At 42.9% G+C, this 20,303-nt stretch carries 21 protein-coding genes and 1 riboswitch; of the genes, 5 read left to right on the plus strand and 16 right to left on the minus strand.

Features of this window, described 5'->3' with window-relative positions:
* Positions 1-5: 5 nt before the first annotated feature.
* From AC25Y5_RS08830 to AC25Y5_RS08840, 3 genes are all read left to right on the plus strand, one after another.
* Positions 6-1,241 (plus strand): allantoate amidohydrolase, encoded by a 1,236-nt coding sequence (locus AC25Y5_RS08830; protein ID WP_488139945.1) that lies wholly within the window; start codon positions 6-8, stop codon positions 1,239-1,241.
* Positions 1,238-2,413: an amidohydrolase gene (locus tag AC25Y5_RS08835; protein ID WP_488139946.1), complete on the plus strand. Its 1,176-nt coding sequence runs from the start codon at positions 1,238-1,240 to the stop codon at positions 2,411-2,413. The genes AC25Y5_RS08830 and AC25Y5_RS08835 overlap by 4 nt, the downstream gene beginning before the upstream one ends.
* Before the next feature lie 126 nt (positions 2,414-2,539).
* Positions 2,540-3,082, plus strand: coding sequence for a hypothetical protein (locus AC25Y5_RS08840; protein ID WP_488139947.1), 543 nt, complete (start codon positions 2,540-2,542; stop codon positions 3,080-3,082).
* Positions 3,083-3,144: 62 nt separating this feature from the next.
* On the opposite strand, the gene AC25Y5_RS08845 is transcribed toward AC25Y5_RS08840, so the two are convergent.
* The 5 genes from AC25Y5_RS08845 to AC25Y5_RS08865 all read right to left on the minus strand — a co-directional run bounded on the left by AC25Y5_RS08845 (position 3,145) and on the right by AC25Y5_RS08865 (position 7,222).
* A complete protein-coding gene (locus tag AC25Y5_RS08845; RefSeq protein WP_488139948.1) occupies positions 3,145-3,906 on the minus strand; it encodes an HAAS domain-containing protein in 762 nt (253 codons plus the stop codon).
* A complete protein-coding gene (locus AC25Y5_RS08850) occupies positions 3,884-4,237 on the minus strand; it encodes a PadR family transcriptional regulator (RefSeq protein ID WP_488139949.1) in 354 nt (117 codons plus the stop codon). Before AC25Y5_RS08850 ends, AC25Y5_RS08845 begins: the two co-directional genes overlap by 23 nt.
* A 228-nt stretch (positions 4,238-4,465) precedes the next feature.
* Positions 4,466-5,683: a M20 family metallopeptidase gene (locus AC25Y5_RS08855; RefSeq protein WP_488139950.1), complete on the minus strand. Its 1,218-nt coding sequence runs from the start codon at positions 5,681-5,683 to the stop codon at positions 4,466-4,468.
* Between the two features lie 77 nt (positions 5,684-5,760).
* The gene (locus tag AC25Y5_RS08860) at positions 5,761-6,492 is read right to left on the minus strand and encodes a small-conductance mechanosensitive channel (protein ID WP_488139951.1); all 732 of its coding nucleotides are present in this window, start codon (positions 6,490-6,492) and stop codon (positions 5,761-5,763) included.
* Between the two features lie 22 nt (positions 6,493-6,514).
* The gene (locus AC25Y5_RS08865) at positions 6,515-7,222 is read right to left on the minus strand and encodes a DUF5058 family protein (protein WP_488139952.1); all 708 of its coding nucleotides are present in this window, start codon (positions 7,220-7,222) and stop codon (positions 6,515-6,517) included.
* A 218-nt stretch (positions 7,223-7,440) separates the two neighbouring features.
* Here AC25Y5_RS08865 and AC25Y5_RS08870 point away from each other — a divergent pair, with 218 nt between their 5' ends.
* A complete protein-coding gene (locus AC25Y5_RS08870; protein WP_488139953.1) occupies positions 7,441-9,252 on the plus strand; it encodes a helix-turn-helix domain-containing protein in 1,812 nt (603 codons plus the stop codon).
* 173 nt (positions 9,253-9,425) lie between these two features.
* Here the strand turns inward: AC25Y5_RS08870 and wrbA are convergent, their stop codons facing one another.
* The 9 genes from wrbA to AC25Y5_RS08915 form a co-directional block, all read right to left on the minus strand.
* A complete protein-coding gene (gene wrbA / locus AC25Y5_RS08875; RefSeq protein ID WP_488139954.1) occupies positions 9,426-10,103 on the minus strand; it encodes an NAD(P)H:quinone oxidoreductase in 678 nt (225 codons plus the stop codon).
* A gap of 10 nt (positions 10,104-10,113) precedes the next feature.
* A complete protein-coding gene (locus AC25Y5_RS08880) occupies positions 10,114-10,731 on the minus strand; it encodes an alpha/beta hydrolase (protein ID WP_488139955.1) in 618 nt (205 codons plus the stop codon).
* Positions 10,732-10,836: 105 nt separating this feature from the next.
* The gene (locus AC25Y5_RS08885) at positions 10,837-11,565 is read right to left on the minus strand and encodes an amino acid ABC transporter ATP-binding protein (protein WP_482101650.1); all 729 of its coding nucleotides are present in this window, start codon (positions 11,563-11,565) and stop codon (positions 10,837-10,839) included.
* Complete coding sequence (locus AC25Y5_RS08890; RefSeq protein WP_482101651.1) at positions 11,562-12,206, minus strand: amino acid ABC transporter permease; 645 nt, start codon at positions 12,204-12,206, stop codon at positions 11,562-11,564. The genes AC25Y5_RS08885 and AC25Y5_RS08890 overlap by 4 nt, the downstream gene beginning before the upstream one ends.
* 66 nt (positions 12,207-12,272) lie before the next feature.
* Positions 12,273-13,058, minus strand: a complete 786-nt coding sequence (locus AC25Y5_RS08895; protein WP_488139956.1) for a transporter substrate-binding domain-containing protein — start codon at positions 13,056-13,058, stop codon at positions 12,273-12,275.
* Positions 13,059-13,232: 174 nt separating this feature from the next.
* Positions 13,233-14,435 (minus strand): DUF3238 domain-containing protein, encoded by a 1,203-nt coding sequence (locus AC25Y5_RS08900; RefSeq protein WP_488139957.1) that lies wholly within the window; start codon positions 14,433-14,435, stop codon positions 13,233-13,235.
* 54 nt (positions 14,436-14,489) lie between these two features.
* Complete coding sequence (gene thiE / locus AC25Y5_RS08905; protein WP_488139958.1) at positions 14,490-15,149, minus strand: thiamine phosphate synthase; 660 nt, start codon at positions 15,147-15,149, stop codon at positions 14,490-14,492.
* Entirely contained in the window at positions 15,142-15,972 is an 831-nt protein-coding gene (thiD, locus tag AC25Y5_RS08910) for a bifunctional hydroxymethylpyrimidine kinase/phosphomethylpyrimidine kinase (protein ID WP_488139959.1), read from the minus strand. Before thiD ends, thiE begins: the two co-directional genes overlap by 8 nt.
* 79 nt (positions 15,973-16,051) lie before the next feature.
* A riboswitch (TPP riboswitch) is annotated at positions 16,052-16,158 on the minus strand.
* A 536-nt stretch (positions 16,159-16,694) separates the two neighbouring features.
* Positions 16,695-17,354 carry a histidine phosphatase family protein gene (locus AC25Y5_RS08915; RefSeq protein WP_488139960.1) on the minus strand — a complete coding sequence of 220 codons (660 nt, stop codon included), beginning with the start codon at positions 17,352-17,354 and terminating at the stop codon, positions 16,695-16,697.
* A gap of 471 nt (positions 17,355-17,825) precedes the next feature.
* Here AC25Y5_RS08915 and AC25Y5_RS08920 point away from each other — a divergent pair, with 471 nt between their 5' ends.
* On the plus strand, positions 17,826-18,386 hold the full coding sequence (locus AC25Y5_RS08920; protein WP_482104766.1) for an NADPH-dependent FMN reductase: 561 nt from the start codon (positions 17,826-17,828) through the stop codon (positions 18,384-18,386).
* A gap of 81 nt (positions 18,387-18,467) precedes the next feature.
* Here the strand turns inward: AC25Y5_RS08920 and cdaS are convergent, their stop codons facing one another.
* Positions 18,468-19,094 carry a sporulation-specific diadenylate cyclase CdaS gene (gene cdaS, locus AC25Y5_RS08925; RefSeq protein ID WP_482101773.1) on the minus strand — a complete coding sequence of 209 codons (627 nt, stop codon included), beginning with the start codon at positions 19,092-19,094 and terminating at the stop codon, positions 18,468-18,470.
* Positions 19,095-19,765: 671 nt separating this feature from the next.
* On the minus strand, positions 19,766-20,293 hold the full coding sequence (locus AC25Y5_RS08930; RefSeq protein WP_488139961.1) for a hypothetical protein: 528 nt from the start codon (positions 20,291-20,293) through the stop codon (positions 19,766-19,768).
* Positions 20,294-20,303: the final 10 nt, after the last annotated feature.

The raw sequence follows: 20,303 nt of genomic DNA on the forward strand, positions 1-20,303 counted from the left end.
TTTTTTTGACAGCCAATCAACAGCGAATTGAACAACATATTGAATCTCTAAGTAAGTTTACAGCCACGCCCGGTCAAGGTGTAACGCGCCTTACCTATAGCAAAGAAGATTTACAAGCACGCAATTACATTAAAGAGAAAATGATGGATTACGGCCTCATTGTCAGTGAAGATGGCTTTGGTAACATCTTTGGCAAACTGGAAGGCACATTGCCCGACGCCCCTTCCGTCATTGTCGGTTCCCATTTCGACTCCGTTCCTAACGGGGGCGCATATGATGGGGCTGCTGGTGTTATTGTCGGCTTGGAAGTTGCTGCATTGTTCAAAGAAAACAACCTTAAGCCTGCCTACCCACTTGAAGTCATTGCCCTCGTTGAAGAAGAAGGCTCCCGTTTTGGCGGCGGTCTGATGGGTTCACGTGGCATGATGGGTTTATTGTCAGATGAAGATTTTAACTCATTGGCCGACAAAAATGGCGTATTGGCAGTGAATGCGATGGCCGACATCGGGCTTAATCCTACGAATGAAAAAAAGCGGGACCCGAAAACAATAAAAGCCTTTCTGGAGTTGCACATCGAACAAGGCCCTATTCTTGAAGAGAAGAACATTCCTATTGGTGTCGTTGAAGCAATTGTCGGTCTCACTCAATTAGAAGTGACAGTACATGGTCAGGCGGGACATGCTGGCACTACACCAATGGATCGGCGGTCTGATGCACTTGTCTCTGCAGCTCATATCATCTCAGCCTTACCTCAACTCGCTAAGATCGAAGGAGAAGGCACCGTCATTACAACTGGGCAGTTGAATGTCTTCCCGAACGGGGCGAATGTCATTCCAAACAAAGTAGTTTTCTCCATCGATATTCGTTCGAGCAAAGAAGCGCATGTATTGAATGCTGTCCAAAAGGTAAAAGAGTTGATTGCGCAGCAGGATGGCAACGGAATTCGCACTTCAGTAGAACAGCAACTCTATATCGCACCAAAACAGCTTGATACAAGCATCCGTTCGTTATTAAAAGAAGTCAGTGACGATCTTAAAATCCCTTATTGTCCAATTAATAGCGGTGCCGGCCACGATGCCATGGTTTTTTCAGTCTTCACAGCTTGCGGGATGGTATTCGTCCCAAGCAAGGAAGGGCTAAGTCATTGCCCGGAAGAATGGTCCGATGCGAGTCACCTCGCTGAGGGAACGAATATTATTTTTGAAGCAGTAAAACGATTAACGGAGGGACCTACATCATGATCAGTCAAAAAATAAAAGAAGCTATTACTAACTACAGCGATGAACTAACCGCTCTGCGACGAAAATTGCATAGCGAGCCGGAGCTGTCGTTTGAAGAAGTGAAAACAACTGCATTCGTCTGTGCCTATTTGGACGAACTCGGTATTTCCTACCGTAAAACAGAGCCGACTGGTGTTATCGCAGAAATTAAAGGCGCGCTTCCGGGCGAAACAATCGCATTGCGCGGTGATATGGATGCGCTCAATGTTGAACAACTAAACACACATGTCCCCTACGCTTCCAAAACAGACGGTAAAATGCATGCATGCGGCCATGATGCACATACATCGATGTTATTAATCGCTGCAAAAGCATTGTCCGAAGTGAAAGACGAATTACCAGGTAATGTTCGCCTGCTGTTCCAACCCGCAGAAGAAATTGCGCAAGGAGCCAAAGCAATGGTCGACCAAGGTGCCATGGAAGGCGTCGACAATGTTTTTGGTATCCATATTTGGTCGCAGTTGCCGACACATAAGGTTTCTTGCCCACCAGGACCTACATTCGCGGCGGCGGATATTTTCAAAGTCCATTTCACAGGTAAAGGCGGACACGGTGCCATCCCTCAAGACTGTATCGACGCGGCGCTCGTTGCTTCTTCGTTCGTCATGAATGTCCAAACCGTGGTTTCACGGACAATTGATCCGCAACAAGCCGCCGTTTTGACTGTTGGAAAAATGGAAGTTGGCACGCGTTTTAATGTCATTGCCGAGAATGCATTGATTGAAGGAACGGTTCGCACGTTCAACCAGGACACGCGTGATCATATCGAAAAAAGCATTTCACAATACGCCAACAGCGTCGCCGACATGTACGGAGCGACTGCAGAAGTTGAATATATCCGTGGCACACAGCCGGTTGTCAACGACGAAGCGAGCGCAAACCTCGTCCAGCAGGTTGCAGCAAAAGCATTCGGTCCGGATGTTGTTTTTGATGAAAAACCGACGATGGGCGCTGAAGATTTCTCATTCTTCCTCGACAAAGCACCCGGTAGTTTTGCACTTGTTGGATCCGGCAATCCCGAGAAAGATACGGAATGGTCACATCACCACGGCAACTTCGACATTGACGAAGACGCACTCGCTACTGGCGCGGAACTGTATGCGCAGTATGCCTGGGCTTACTTAAATAAATGATTGGAAAATGGAAAAGCTTAATTGGCTTTTCCATTTTTTTTGCGCATAAAATAGATTCACTTAACCATAGAGTCAATGTGATATGATAAAACCAATTATTCAAACTATATTAAAGGGGTTTTTGCTATGAACTTCATTGCCTGGACAATTGTGGCATGTGAAATCGGTTTCTGGGTCGTCATTGCTCTTGGACTCATCACTCGCTATATTTTCAAACGCGAAAAGCTTGGTTTTTTCCTGCTGGCCCTAACGCCTGTTATCGACTTGATTTTACTTTTGGTCACGGCAACTGATCTTTATAATGGAGCGACTGCGACGCAAGTGCACGCCATAGCGGCCATATACCTCGGTTCATCCATTGCGTTCGGCAAAAGCATGATTCGCTGGGCTGATGAACGCTTTCGTTATTATGTTCAAAAAACAGGTACAAAACCGGAGCGTAAAATCGGCTATGAACATGCCCGTCACTCGATGAAGGGTTCAAAGCAGCATCTGCTTGCGTATATCATTGGCGGTGCTTTCCTGATTGCCATGATTTATTTTATCAGCGACCCAGCGAGAACCGAAATCCTGTCTGCAACATTAAATACATGGGGGCTTGTACTAGGCATTGACTTTGTAATTTCTATTACGTATTTCATCTGGCCACGGAAAGCGGCAACGATATGAACGCATGAAAAAAGCCAACCTGTTGTGAGGTCTGGCTTTTTTTGTATTAACTTTAATCTTCTTCACCCATTAGCAGATTCCTTCTGTTTAAGCTTCAGTGCATGTAACCCGATAAAGACCAGGATAAGGATCATCGAAATTAGGGATCCACCTCCAAGCTTCCACCCCTCACTTAAAGATGTAAAGTTGAGGACAAATTCCGGACCGAAAAGAAGTATCGGAATGATGATGACAATCCATGATTTCAGAAAGACCGCCCCGACAATAAAGACGAGTAGACACACTGCGACGAAAAACTTATTCATACCTATTGTAGCAATGTATAATGGTTCAAAAAGAATCGCACTTATCAATGCAACAGCGATGAATAGAGAATTTACAACGATTACTGCTACGAGCACGGGAACTATATTTTTCTTACCGTTCAGTTCTTTTTTCGCTACATTTCTGAACAGTACCCAGTAGACAATAAGCGAGAGGATAACAACAATCGGTATGCCAATCAACTGAATGATATCCAGCTCAAATCTGTTATTTAGTGCTGAGCCCATTACCGAATAGGCGATAATTAAAATACTTAAAATTGGAATGAACTTCAGCCAAGATGCATAATCATTCGTCATTTCTCTTTCAAGCGATTTCATATACACAGCCGGTGATCCAGCTGTAATGCTATCCACATTCTTTCCGCGACATTCGAGCTCGGATAGATGATCTTCGAGTTCCCCTGCTACCTCTTCAATCTCAGCCTCATTTTTACCGGATGTTATTAAATATAATCGAACATTCTTTACAAACTCATCACTTCTCTTTGATAACTTCATGGTGCTCCCCCTCCTCCTCCATTAATAAATTCACGCCCATTGAAAGCTCATGCCATCGTTCTTTGAAATCATCAATATCAGCTCTACCCGCTTTCGTTAGTGAGTAATATTTACGTTTAGGTCCGTTAGGAGAGGGACGCATAACTGTCGATACAAGCCCATCTTTCTGCATTCTCATAAGTACCGGATAAATACTCCCTTCACTCACCATCGTCAACCCATACTTCTGCAACTCTTCAATCATCTCGTATCCATACGTCTCCCCTTTACTTATAATTGCGAGAAGACAGCCCTCCAATATACCTTTTAACATTTGACTCGATGAAGCCATCTATCTCCTCTCCTTTTCACTAACTTGTATAACACCTTAGCATGCATGTTTTTATATGTCCACTACTTTGTATAACACGTTAGTGTTTTTTTGGTTTTCAAATGAAGAGGGCGCTTGCTTTTAAAATGAACGCACCAAAAAGCCAACCTATTAATGAACCGCACCCCAATTGGTAGACATCATCTAACAATTGGTAGTGCAGTTCATCCCAGGTCGGCTTTTATTTCATTAATCGATATTGCAATAGTTGCAAACAACTTCGGCAACCGATTTCGCGGAAACAATAAGGGCATCTTCATCAATTTCAAACTTCGGATGATGATTCATGAATGCTCTTTCTACCCCTTTCGGCTTACAACCGATATTAAAGAAAACGCCAGGTGTTTTTTCCAAGTAATACGAAAAATCTTCCGATCCCGGGAAGACCGGAAATTCCACTACTTCCTTGATATCCGAATCATTCGAATTCTCAAGAATGGAAACAACCTCCGCAGTTACCACCGGATCATTGTAGAGTGGCGGATAATCAGCCGTATACGTCAGGTCACACTTCACGTCGAACTCCAGTTCAATACCGCTTACGATGCGATGAATTTCTTTAGAAATCAATTCCTGCGTTTCTCCGTTCATATAACGCACGTCGCCTTCTAGTTCAATACTGTCCTTGATGACATTGAATGAACCTTTCCCGTCAAACGAACCGATTGTAACAACGCCCATTTCAAATGGATTCAAACGCCTGCTGACGATGGTCTGGATAGCTGTTACGAAATGGGCACCCGCAACGATAGGATCATTCGCCTGATGCGGAGAAGAACCATGACCCCCACTTCCTTGAATCACTAGCTTGAAATACGTTCTTCCCGCCATTGCATAGCCACTTCGATAACCGATCGTTCCCGTGGGATGGGAAGGAAATAGGTGCGTACCGAAAACCAAATCCAAATCGTCAAGCACACCTGATTCGACGATACTCTTCGCTCCACCCGGCGGTGTTTCTTCCGCATGTTGGTGAATAATTTTAATCGTACCGGCAATGGATGATTTCATTTGAATAAGGCAGTCTGCAAGAATTAACATATAGGCAGTATGCCCGTCGTGACCACACGCGTGCATGACACCCTCATTTTTCGATTTGAACGGCACGTCAGCCTCTTCATGAATGGGCAGTGCGTCAAAATCGGCACGGAGCCCAATTGTCTTACCAAGCTTGTCTCCTTTAATGGTTACGATAATCCCATATCCATTGCCAACATTCGTCTGAACTTCTACATTTTTTCCTTTATAAAAATCAGCGATATATTGTGCAGTTTTTTCTTCTTTGAAAGACAGTTCAGGATTCTCATGTAAATGGCGGCGAATCGCTACCATTTCGTCTTTACGACTATCAAGCAGATCCAATAATTGACGTTTTGTTTGAATTCCTTCTTGTACACTTTGACTCATTTGTGTCATTCCTCCTTGTTTTTCAATAAAACCAATACATGTATTGTCTCATACCAACGTAAGTTGTTCATCCGCATTTATTTTACATTTTTCTTACTATTTAACTTTTCAAGTAGTATGCAACCGACGATCGTCCCCAAAATGCAAAGGAACGTTTGCAATGAAGCCGGCACCGGACCCAAATTAACCAGAAGTCCAAAAGCCAACCCAATGATGCCCCATAGCGGTTTCTTAATGGCAAATTGAGCAATAACTCCACCGAATATCGCCGGCAAGACAAACTGGAAACTGGCGGTTAATGATTCCGGTAACAATGCAATTAGATACGAACCGAAAAGGATGGCGAACACGAGAACGACCGTATTAACGATAGAAGCAGCCGCTATAGCAAGTGTCGCTGTCACTTCCCCTTTTTTCGTGCCAGGTTCCGCACCGACTACACTTTGAGCGATCGACGCGCTCGGCAAGCACATGTTTCCTATGTTGCCTGTCAGAAATGCAAGGTAGGTGCCTGAAACCCCTAAAACCGGATAATAACTAATGGGTTCAACAAACCACACAACCGCAACAATGGATGCATAGGCAAGGAACCCTGACAAAATCGGGGACCATCCCGGATGAAAATCAAGACCGAATGATAGGTATAAAGGCAAAGTGAGCGTTAATACGATAACGCCCCAAATCGTCAAACGTCCCCAAAAATGCGATTTAGCATGAAATGTAGCAAAATCGATTGCCCCACCTCTTCCGTTCGCCTCAATAGCCTCTTGCGACATCACTTCTGTTTTTGCTTCATTCACAATTGCCATGCTCGTTCTCCTGCCTTCCTCGTTACATTAGTAAAAGCCCCACCGATATCCCGACGACAATAACTAATCCGAGAGACCATTCTCTTAACCAGCTCAATTTATACTTATTAGAAGCCCATATGATAATCGGCATGACTAGAAACGCAATGATGAATACCACTGTCTCATTGATTCCTTTCACCATTTGACCTGCCCCGAAATAACCGAAAGCTCCAATCATCGCAGCAGTCGAAACAACACTTAGCAATCGAACATTCTTTCCGTTTTTAGCGATTTTTTCTTGAAACTTGCCCAGTGATTTCGTGAACAATGCTGTAACTAATAGCCAGCCCATACCACCGAGGCACATGACCCAGACAGCGGTTGTAAACGCTTTTTCAGTAAAAGTCGACGAACCCAGTTCCGAACCGGCCGCCTGCGCTCCCAAGCTCGCTCCGACCGTTTCAATCGGTGCAGATCCGACGATTCCAATTCGCATGAGCGTCACCGGATTTCCAAGAAAGGTAATCAAGGAAATTGCTACAATAACTATTGCAAAGGACGGTCCCAACGAACTAATTGCTCCCGTCCGCACTACTGATTTCACCTCTTGGTTTGTCAACCCAACAGCAGGCGCTGTTTTTGAAGCGAGTCTGATGAAGACAATTGCTTGAAAGATAACAATCCCAATAACGAGCGATGCAATCAGCCAAATCGGGAAACTGTTTGCCATTTTCATTACTTGTTCCATCTGTTTTCCTCCTCATTTTTTCTAGTCACTACCCCAGGTTTTCAAAGCAATATAAAAGATACTTTTATAAAGCGCTTTCATTTTTTAGAATCTTTAATCTTTTCTTTTTATGTTCACTACTATACACTGAGAGTAGATTGATAACAATAGAGTTTTACACATAATTTCATTGATATTTATGGATATATCTACACTTTGACGATTTGGAGGGGTCTCCTATGACTAAAAGCAAGATTGATAATCCTATATTACATGGGAAGCTTAGGGACGTTGAACTTACAATTTTGGTCGATAGCATTCGTTCTATTACTTCAAGCTTAGACCTTGATGAAGTTTTGCAAAAGATTATGCGGAATGCGCTTAAGGTGATTCCAGCTACAGGTGCGGGTTATTTAATGCTGTATGACGAAGAATCAGAGCGGTTAATCCCGAAAGCGCTAATCGGATTTAGCGATAATATTTACAATTTCAAAGTGAAAATCGGAGAATCCATTACAGGGAAAGTATTTGAGGATGGAATAGGTCGGATATTTAATTCTAAGGAAGAAATATTCGAGGCAATGAATCATCATGGTGTTTCCCAAAAAAACTTTGATCATATCACATCATCTGCAAGCTTTCCTGAAGCCCTTATTTGCGTTCCTATTTCTATCGAAAATAAAAGGATTGGAATCATGATCACCCACCAATGGCATCGAAAAAAAGTGTTGGATGAACATGACCTTCTTTTATTGCAAGCGTTTGCCGAACAAGCTGCTATCGCTATTCAAAATGCACAGTATTTTTCAGAAGCGACTCAGCAGATTGATACAATTACACAACTGAGTGCACAGCTTGAGGAGCATAACAACCAACTTCAGAAAAGACACGAAGTACATGAGGCGTTAACGACTATTTCATTAGAGAATAATGGCCTGGAGGCAATCATCCATGAATTCAACCTATTGATTGATTCACCCGTCAACTTTTTCAACGTTATCGAAGACAAATTCTATTTGTACAATCCTAATGAAACACCCAATTACGATCCTTTCGAACTTAAAAAAATCTTTTCGAACAGAAGGAAACCAATTCACTTAAAGGAGGATTCCCCTTTTGCAACAACCCATTATTTGCACCCTATTCATAATGGTTCCATCTTTCTTGGTTGTTTCATAATTGACGTTGACGAGAATATATCCGAACCGGATCGGATTGTGCTCGAACAGGGAAGTTCCATTTTAGCTTTAGAGTTAATCAAAAATCAAACTGCCACTGAATACTTTTATAAAAAGACACACGAACAATTCCTGGCACTGCTTAACGCTCAAAACGCTGAACACCTTGACGCGCTCGCACAGAACTTCAACCTAAACGCTACTTCCCATTGGTTCATGACAATTTTTGAAATACCAAATTACTCAGATTTACAGCTACTAGAAATCAAGATCCACCACTTAATTCTAAAATTAAAGAGCGAATTGCCCATGACAGGAACAATGATTTACGGATTACAAAATCGAGTCATCTTCTTTGCTTCCTTAACCAGTCCGGATTATTTTTCTAATTTCCACCAGAAATTCCAAGCTATCAAACAAGAGTGGGACACAAGGGGTAAACCTTCTTTCCGTGCAGGCACCAGTGCAATTTATAATGGCTTGCACGCCACGAAAAAAATGTACGAGGAAGCCAATAAAACACTGGTCTACCTGGCCTCACGTAACCACCTGGATATAATTCGTTATGAAGACATCGGATTGAACAAGCTTTTTTTAAACCAATCGCCTGAGGAAATCCGACAATTTGTCAATGAAGTCTTTCTTCCCCTAACGAACGCTAACGAACACAAAACTGAGTTGGAGGAAACCTTACTTTCCTATTTCGAATCAAACCGGTCTGCTACAAAAACGGCCGAGAAACTACATATTCACATCAACACACTGTACCAACGCATACGAAAAATCGAACATTTACTGCAACTGGACTTAAACAACAATGAGGACTCTTTGAAGATTCACCTAGCCTGTCATTTGCGAACGACTTACTTATGAAAATAACATTAGAATACGAGAATATACCGACCGGATATTTGGCTTCTTGATATTTGGTCGGTCACCCCTCCAGATGAAAACAAAAGAATTTTCAAACACAAAAAAGCCGACCTATTAATGAACTACACCACCTAATATTTGGAGTGTAGTTCATCGAAGGTCGGCTTTTTGTATTATGCGTTCATGCTTTTCATTGCTTCTCCAACTTGCACCGTTCGTCTCGCTTGATGAGCAACTGCCGCTTTGATCGCCGCTTCGCCATCCACCATTTTCCCGTCTTGGTCGACGGTTACGCTTGTTCCATATGGGTTTCCGCCAGCTCCGTAGGCAACTGCATCCGTGTAACCAGGCGCCGCAACAATTGCTCCCCAGTGGTACATCGTCGTGTATAGTGACAGAATTGTCGCCTCCTGGCCACCGTGCGGGTTTTGTGCGGAAGACATTGCGCTTACTGCTTTATTGGCAAGCTTGCCTTGTGCCCACAAACTGCCTGTCGTATCGAAGAAGTTCTTCATTTGACCCGGCATGTTACCGAAACGTGTCGGTACGCTAAAAATAATTGCATCCGCCCAGGCAAGGTCTTCTGGCGTAGCTACTGGAACGTCTTTTGTCGCTTCAACATGCGCTTTCCACCCAGGATTTGAATCGATTACGGCTTGTGGTGCTGTCTCCGGAGCTTTTATCACTTTCACTTCAGATCCTGCTTCTTTTGCTGCTTCTGCTGCCCATTGCGCCAATTGGTAGTTCGTACCACCCATGCTATAGTATACGATTGCCGTTTTCGTCATAGTTACCGTCTCCTCTGTCGTTGTTGTAGTTGGTTTTCCGAATAACCTGTCTAAAAAACCCATTTCAAAAGCCTCATTTCATTTGCATAAAAGCTCTTTTATACCATTCCACCGCTGCATCCACTTCTGTGTGCGTCAGCGAATGGTCGTTCATCTCCCAATGGACTTCCGTCGCTGCACCCGCTCCCGCCAACAGTTCATCCAGTTCTTCTGATTCTTTTGCAGGACAAATCGGATCGTTTTTTCCGGCGGTGATGAATATCGGAATGCCAGTTAAGTCAGGCAAATTAATGCCCCGTCTCGGAACCATCGGGTGGTGAAGAATTGCACCTCTCAAAGAATCGGCATAATGGAACAGCAGGCTTGCCGCGATGTTTGCTCCATTCGAATAACCAACTGCGATGACATTTAACCTATCAAAACCATTTTCCTTTGCAGCTTTGTCAATAAAATCATGCAATTCATTCGTACGGTAGATTAAATCTTGCTCATCAAATACACCTTCTGCTAACCTACGGAAGAAACGGGGCATGCCGTTTTCAAGGACATTCCCTCGAACGCCAAGTACCCCTGCATTCGGGTCGATCGACTCTGCAAGTCCGAGTAAATTCTGTTCCGTACCTCCCGTGCCGTGCAACAAAAGCAGGACTGGTTTAGATGAATCTTCCCCAGGCTTATAGATATGCTTCAAAATCCAACACTCCTTCCACCATGTACACCGCTGATTTTCAAGCATAAAAAAACAGGAAAGCCTATTAAGCTTTCCCGTCCACTTGTTTTCTATTCAGCTGAATTCTTACAGTACCTTACTCAAAAATGCTTGCGTCCTTACTTCTTGAGGGTTTCCGAAAATTTCTTCAGGTATATTTTCTTCTACGATATAACCGCCGTCCATGAAAATGACACGATCTCCTACTTCACGCGCAAAGCCCATCTCATGCGTTACAACAATCATCGTCATACCTTCCAAAGCAAGTTGTTTCATAACTGCGAGTACGTCGCCAACCACTTCAGGATCGAGCGCAGACGTTGGTTCATCGAACAGCATGATTTTGGGATCCATTGCAAGCGCCCTAGCAATTGCCACACGTTGTTTTTGACCACCTGAAAGCTCGCCTGGATACGTCTGCGCCTTATCGGACAGACCAACTTTCGCCAATAACTCTAATGCTTTCTTTTCAATCGATTTCTTATCACCTTTACCCAGTTTCATGGGGGCAAGCATGATATTTTGAAGCGTTGTCATATGAGGGAACAAGTTAAATTGCTGGAATACCATACCGACGTTTTCACGTATTTTATTGATATCTTGCTTCGAATCTGTGATATCTAATCCATCAATGACAACACGACCCGCAGTGATGTCTTCCAGACGATTCAAACAGCGTAAAAATGTACTTTTTCCGGAACCAGAAGGACCGATAACACAGACCACTTCACGTTCCTTTATCTCAACATTGATATCTTTAAGTACTTCAAGGTCACCGAATGATTTCTTTAAGTTTGTTACTTGGATAATAGTCATCTAAGTACAAACCTCCTTTCGAAGAAGCTGGCAAGCAGCGACAACAGATAGATGATGATGAAGTATATGATACCAACTGTCAGCCAGATTTCAAAGTGCATAAACGTAGCACTTGCCTGTACTTTCCCTTTCTGTACAATATCCGCAATTCCTATAATGGACAGAAGTGAAGTATCTTTGAAACTAATAATAGACTGGTTCGTAATTGTCGGCAACATTCTTCTGAAAGCTTGCGGTAACACAACAGAACGCATCGTTTGCGTTTGTGTGAGACCGAGAGACCTTGCTGCTTCCGTCTGCCCTTTGTCGATCGACTGAATGCCCGCGCGAATAATTTCAGAGAAGTAGGCACCGGCATTCAATGCGACAGTCAAAATACCAGCAACCGTTCTGTCCAACGAAATAAATTCAAGTGAATTTAATCCAAAGTAAATAAAGAACAATTGAACAATAAATGGTGTACCACGGATTATGTCCACAAATGCCTTCGAAATCCAGTTTAATGGCTTAATAGGCGTCAGTCGCATTAAAGCTGTTACCAATCCAATCAAAAATCCAATGATAATTGAAAAGAAAAAGATGTAAACGGTAACTTTCAGTCCTTCAATTAAATATGGCAATGCAGCAATTATCGTCTCCATTTAGTCATCTCCTTTAAGAAAAAAAATATAGCGCAAGGAACACGCTATACTTTAAAAGTCTATTTTTTATTCCCCAAGATACTTGTCTAGAATTTTGTCATATTCGCCGCTGTCACGAAGGTCTTGCAGTCCTTCGTTAATTTTCTTAAGAACATCTGCTTGTTCTCCTTTAAGGACAGCAATTCCATATTGGTCCCCATTCAAACGTTCGCCGACAGTTTGTAAGCCAAGACTGTTTTGTGAAATTGCATAAGCAATTACTGGATAGTCTTCAATCAATGCATCTGCATTGCCGTTTTGAACTTCTTGGAACATAGAGGGACTATCATCGAATAGAACGAGTTTGTAGCCATATTCGCTTTCGTTTTCCCCTGCAAATTTAGCACCAGTTGTTCCGTTCTTCGCTGCGATTGTTTTACCTTTCATATCTTCAAGTCCCTTAATATCTGTTGTTTTTTCAGCAACAACGAGTGTAAGACCTGCTTCAAAGTAAGCATCAGAGAAATCTACTACCTCTTTACGCTCGTCAGTAATACTCATTCCAGCGATTGCGATATCAAGTTGGTCTGCTTGCATTGCCGGAATAATTCCGCCAAAATCCATTGCATCGAATTCAATTTCAAATCCTTGATTTTTTGCGATTGCTGTAATAATGTCGATATCGATTCCTGTATATTCTCCGTCCACTTCGAATTCAAATGGTGGATATGTTGTATCTATTCCAACTTTATAAACTTCTTTACTGTCCCCAGAATCCGAGTTGCCCCCTGTGCTTTCCTCTTTATCCGTTCCGCATGCTGCAATAACTAGGATAATAGATAACATCAAAGTGATAATCCCAAACTTCTTCATACTAATTCCCCCTCTTTGACAATTTCATAATCTAATATATCACAATAGTCCTACATCGTTAAGTTTATTTTTGCATTTCGACCTTAGTTTCGGTTCCTGAAAGATTACGTCAATAGTTAACAAATAAACACTGAACTCTTCCTATCTTAACAAGCGGAAAGAGTTCAGTGTTTACTATTCAAAATTAGATATTCGCCAGTATTGCCATGCTGTTACACCCGACATCCAAGCAAGACCTTTACTCTCGGACTGATGAATCGGTTCCCACGTTTCTCCTTCACCGCGAATCATATAGATTTCATGATTGGGTGCCTGATCGTGATAGCCACACAAGTCATACATACCATCCCGCCGCATAACGGCACGTACTTCATAATCGATATCAGGAGCTGTCGTTAAAGGATTGCCTACAGCATGGGTAAGATGGAATCCGGACTCGCCTTTCTTGTGGTCTGTACGCTCCAATGAAATCCCTTCGCTTGACGCTGTTTCCTGTTCTCGAAAGCGCTTCAAAACAGAATAAGCAACCGAAGGACCCACATCCCTCGTGAACGTTAGCGGAGAGTCCTTGAGATTGTACTCGAGGTCGATGTCCACACGGGTACGATAGCTTTCCCCATTTGGGTCAAACCCTCTGTCATCCCCCTTGAAATACCGATTCCGTGATAACAGGTTTGGATTCATCACCCATTCGTCTTCCAGAAAAGTCGTATATCTAAAATGCCACTTATCCGCGTTTGGTAACTGCACTCGATCTTGGACGGGGAGTAGCAGCTTGTTCGCCTCGCCTATTACTTTTACTACTGAAAACCTTTCAACCGCCGCTTCTTCCTTCGACGACTTCGGATTCACTAACCCGAATGTAGAGGAAACAACGGACTGAAAGACATTAAACCGTTCTTCCGATTTCACGAGTGGTCGCTTGGACTCGATGGAATATACATAAACTTCATCCAACGAAAAATCCCGGTCGATGTAGCGATTTCCTTTTACCGTCGCCATGTATGTTCCATTTCGGTAAACGTCATATTCGTCTACATCTTTAATTCTTTCCCAAGACAGCGCAATTTGCGTTTTTGCAACGATGGTTGTCATAATAAGGAATTGGAGTGGATTTTCTAGTTCCTTCTCTTCAGCAAAAGCAGGCGTTTGCAATACAATAACGTCGACAACATTTCCATCTTCGACTCGTTCAATGGAATAATTATATAGTTTGCCATGTTTGAAATCACCGTCGCTAAATTCAGGCACGGTTCCTTCATATAAATGGCATCCGTCTTTATAGACATTATAGGTCCCACCTACATCATTCCATGTGAAATAAATCAAATCTGGCTTATGCAACACGGATTGTATCTCAAATGCTTTCTTTTTCATAAACACGCCTCCGTCCTATTCAGAAGTGTGGTGTATTTTACGCATGGTTAAACATCACATTTCGATGCCAGTTAATGAAAGAAGCACTGCCCCTTTCACTCGACTTGCCGCTTCCGCAGGATTTTCTTCTCCCGAGATCGCAGAAATCACCGCTACACCGGACGCTCCTGCCTTAATAACTGCACCCGCCTTACGTTCTGTAATACCGCCGATACCAACGATAGGTAACCCGGGCAAAAGAGCTGCTACTTCACTTATCATTTCAATCCCAATGGTAGGTTGTGCATCACTTTTCGACTTCGTTTCATAAACGGGACCAAGGCCAATGTAATTTGCACCCGCATCAGATGCGGCTAACGCCTCCTCCACATTATGGGTAGAAACACCGATGAGCATGTCTTCTCCGACCCTCTTGCGTACCGCAATAATATCTCCATCTTCCTGTCCAAGATGGACACCATCCGCATCTATCTCAATTGCCAAATCCAAATCATCATTGACGATGAACGGCACATTATATTGTCCGCACAATTGCTTACACGAGATAGCAAAAGACTTCAGTTTTTCACCCTGTAAAGCACCATGCCCCTTTTCACGTAACTGAAAACATGTGATACCACCTTTTAGCGCCTCTTCCAATACGAACAATGGGTCGAGTCCTGCCAAATTCGTAGTTCCCATGATGAAATAGAGATTTACAGTCCGCTTATCCATTCACTACAACCCCTTCAAGTATCTTTTTTTCACGTCGCCCATACGCCCAGTGATTCGTAGGGCCGTGACCTCCACCAATTCCTAGTCCATCTTCAATAGCCGCGTGAATGAAACATTTCGCAGAAACCACCGCCTTCGCAGCGGGTTCCCCATTTGCGAGAAAAGCTGTCAGTGCGGCAGAGTAGGTGCACCCCGTTCCGTGCGTATCTTTCGTATTTATCCATGGTGTACGGACCGAAAATCGTTCTCCACCCGCTCCCATGAACAAATCTTCCGCAAATAACGCTTCTTTACGATGACCCCCTTTAATAAGGACCGCTCCAGCACCCAAAGCCAGTATACGTTTCGCCGCTTCTTCCATATCTACATTAGTCTTTATCTTCATTCCCGCAATTACTTCCGCTTCCGGGATATTCGGCGTGACAATGGCCGCAAGTGGTACCAGAACGGTTTTTAATGCAATAACCGCTTCATCTTTTAATAATGAAGCACCGCCTTTTGCAATCATCACCGGGTCGATAACCAGCGGAATTCTATTCAAACGAAGAGCATCTGCCACTGTATGAATAATTTCTGAAGAAAATAACATTCCCGTCTTAATGGCTGTGACTTCGAAGTCTTCCATTACCGCCTTTATTTGCGCTTCAATGATGTTCAATTCAATTGGTTGAATCGCCGAAACACCAAAAGTGTTTTGCGCGGTAACTGCTGTCAGTGCTGACGTACCGAAAACACCCAATTCCTGAAACGTCTTCAAGTCTGCTTGAATACCCGCACCGCCACCACTATCCGATCCCGCAATCGTCAATGCCACTTGTACCATTCAATTCGCCATCCTTTTATATATATTAAAAAGCCGCTTTCCGATGACGTTAGGAAGCGGCTGGCCATTTAAATGGTGCTAAAAGGCTTACCCACTTTCCTACGCCGGTATAATCCGGATCAGGTTCCAAGGGTCCGCGCATCCATGCACGTCTCAGCCTTAAAAAAGGCTCCCCCAGTGGTTGTTGAACTATTTAGCTTTGTATTTAGTGTACCATACCTGTTCTAAGAAGACTGACAAGTATATTATTTTAGAGCTTATTTACTCCTTTAATAGACCAGGAGGCGTATAATTAAAATATACTATCGAAAGAAGGCGCATTAGTATGCATAGAGCAGATAGCAGACCGAATAATCCCGATCAATCCATGTGGATCAGTTTTTTGGGGGCACTCGTTATTATCGCACTCGTTATTGTCACTAATCTTGTAATGGGTTAATATATCAAACTACCAAACAGGCCAAGACTTCATCGGCCTGTTTTTTCATTGCTAGACAGGGCATAGTGCTCCGCTTCGCAGTCTTGTCACGTACTTGTCGCGTCTTGCAGGCGACCTCCGCTTTTGTTTCATCTAGTCTCCGGTCGCCAGACGCTCGAGGTCACATGCCAAGCCCGCTATGCGGCATAGTGCGCCGCTCCGCAGTCTTGTCACGTACTTGTCGCGTCTTGCAGGCGACCTCCGCTTTTGTTTCATCTAGTCTCCGGTCGCCAGACGCTCGAGGTCACATGCCAAGCCCGCTATGCGGCATAGTGCGCCGCTCCGCAGTCTTGTCACGTACTTNGCTTTTGTTACTCCAAAGTCGTTCCACGGTTGTGGCTTCATCATTTACGTGCACGACGTAGACATCTGGATTGGTTAGTGCTTGCCACTTTTCAAAACCAAAGTGTTCATCATGGCACCTTAACAACAATGCCATCAAATTCCCGTGCGTTACGAGCACCGTTTTTGAATCCTCACCTAGTTCATCAATTACATCGCATATCCGCGACATGGCCTCTCTTGAAGATTCCCCATTATCATATTTTAGATGAAGGTCCAAAAAGGTATCCTCGAGTTTTATCAACCAATCCCTAAACGCAGTCGAACTCAACACCCTCTCCTTCAGTCTGCTATCCACCTCGACGTACAAACCTTTCTTTTCCATTAGAGGCTTGGCTGTTTCACGTGCACGCTTAAATGGGCTCGTAATAATCCGATCCACTTCAATTTCATCGAAGAAGTCCGCAAGCTGCCCCGCCTGTAATATACCTTCTGCAGTCAAATCCGCCTCCGGTTCCTGCCCTTCGGCTGAGCAATGGCGCACAACATATATCATTTTCCCCATTTCTGATTCCTCCTTACTTACTATTCTATTTTCCCTCGTAGTCTGAAAAGGAAACATTCTAGGTATCACGCAATCACAAAACGACTCATTTAGCCAGCAAAGCAGAAATGTAGACAAATTAGATTAAAGGGCTTATGCTTAAATTACCTTGAATTCAAGATAGCTTTTCTTATATAACTTTCTTGGAACCACTTTCCAATTAATTATTTTGAATTCTAGCTTTAGGTGACTATACAATTCATTTACATCATAGAAGGACTTTCAATTTAAATTAAGTTGGAGATACTATATTTAAATTGAATTTTTCACTTCTCAGAGAATTACATAAGTCCCGTCATGGCGAAGTACGCATCAAATTAATAACGGAATGGTAGCACAGTAAATACAGATTGGTTGATCTTCTTGATGTAACCTAATTGCAGATATTCGTGTTTCATTCACATTTTCCAACAAAGAATAGTAATGGCGGTGTAAGTAATGGGTTTTTTCAATAAACTATTTGGCAAGAATAATGAGGAGGAAATAACAATGACAAACGCAAAACTAAAAATTGGTATTGTTCAAGGTAGTGTACGTGTAGGTCGTAATGGTGATGCTGTAGCAAAATGGATGAACGAATTTGCACAAAAACGCAATGACGCAGAATACGAAATTGTAGATCTTGCAAATTATAACCTTCCACTTCTCGGCTCAGCAAACGCACAACCTGATGCTGAAACTCAAATTAAAGCATGGTCAGAAAAAATGGCTTCTTTCGACGGCTATATTTTCGTAACACCTGAATACAATCACGCAATTGGTGGAGCTCTTAAAAATGCACTTGACTACTTGAACCCAGAATTGAACAACAAAGCAGCTGGATTTGTTGGATATGGTAGCTTAGGTGGTACGCGTGCACACGAAAACCTTCGCCTTATCTTAGGTGAGCTACAAGTTGCTGACGTACGTACGGCAGTTACATTCTCACTAATGTCAGATTTTGAAGACATGAGCGTGTTCAAACCTGCTGACTACCATGCTGGTAACGCAAACACAATGATTGACCAAGTTCTTGCTTGGAGCGGCGCTTTAAAAACTTTACGTTCTTAATATTCAAAAGGTGTGAAAGGATGACTACTCATCCTTTCACACCTTTTTTCATTTTAACTCACTAAATTCATTTCCCCGAAATTATACGAATAGTGCGCTTGAAGTAATAATAGGGTGAATTTCTCCATTTATAGCAAAAGAAACTTTCCCTGTCTCTTCGGAAACTACCAGCACTAAAGCATCGCTTACTTCGGATAAACCAATCGCAGCCCGATGACGTGTACCTAGCTTTTTTTCACCGACAACTATGTTTGATAAAGGCAAAACATTTGCAGCAGAAAAAATTTGATTGTTACGAACCAATACAGCACCATCATGAAGCGGATTACCTGGATAAAAGAGAGATTCCAATAGGGAGTGAGTCAATGTAGCACCGATGGGCGTTCCAGAGCGTATAAAAGAATCCAAGTGATTCTCTCGCTCAATCACAATCAATGCACCATGTCTTTGGTTTGAAAGGCGTTGAATGCTAGTAGATATCGCTAAGTACTTGTCAGTATATGGTGACAAATAACAATTTAGATAAAAAGATGCAGCAACAGCTTCCGCTTTTTCAAACTCCCCTTTAATATCAGCAAGTTTTCCTAATAGACAATAGTCATCACTTTTCAATGTTTTTATTCCATGATTAACTTGAACCAAAACATTCTCTAGCCCCTTTATTAATTGTTCTTTCAGTGGGGTAAAGTCGCAATTCATTTGGTCTATGTTAATACACCTCGTTTCATTTGATAGCGTCATTGTTAAACTCCATTTACTTTTCTATTTAGTAGCATAGTTTACCCCGATTCCAGCATTACATCCCCGTAGGATATACTTTTACTGCATTTCTTCCATTATTCGCATTCAAAATTTCCCGGGAAAATTAATAAAACTTGATATTGAGAGAGTTGTGATCTGAAGTGTGGATTATAGACCGCTTGGCGCTTTGGAGATGCCTCTAGGCATGAGCCTGGATTGGCGCTTCGCATCCTAGTCTCACGGCTTCAGCTACCCCTTTGCAGCGCCTGCACTGCGATGTCCCATTATTGAAAGTGATTTTAAGATATATAGACTGTGATTATAATGTGATTACTATTTGATACAAATTTCATTAAAAAAGGACGCAGTAGAGGCTGCTGGCCCTATCCCCGATAATGAAATGCGCTCTCTACATAGAAGACCGTCTAGCGAAGGCGCGTCTTCGTGGTAGCCGGAGCGATAAGACTGAAGGAGGGATGCAGTTTAATCCCTCCCTGGTCTTCTTTCTGGTTTATCGCGGGAGGCATCCATAAAGCGCTGAAGCGGTTTTAACGGAATTACTAACAATCTCTATGTAGACACAAAAAACAGGCCGCCTACTCTCCATATACGGAGAACAGGCGGCCTATAAAGACTTCTTACTTATTCATTTGAGCAAGAAAATCGGCAAGAGGATCTAGCTCTTCTTCCTCTTCGACAGACGTGCTTTGCGTTTGTTTTAACGATTCCCAGTCAAAGTTGTCCAAATCGTCATCCGCATCATTATTTATGAAGGACTTCTCTTCAATGACCGTTTCTTCTTGGAGATATAAAGCATCATCCACCTCTAATGCGTTACTGTTAAGCGAAGCAAAGAGGGCAGCTGTACGGTTTGGATCGGACAACAGCTGATAAACAATACTTCCAAGCAACGCTTCAGAATGTTCATGTTTGAGCCAATCCCGTTGCGCTTTAGTTAATCCTTTTGGCAGCGGAATGACGATGGTTTCCCTGTGCTTTACAAGAGAATCATTCACACCATCTATCACAAATTCAGCAATTTTGCTGGAAAAGTTTCTTCGTTCAACTTCTTTCAACTTTTGCAATTGCTTTAATGTGTGGTCAGATGTATCGGACGGGATACGAAATGTAATGGGCTGACCCCTTTTTAATCCTGTTTCACTCATGCACTCTCAC

It is taken from the genome of Sporosarcina sp. Y1011 (assembly GCF_057669885.1).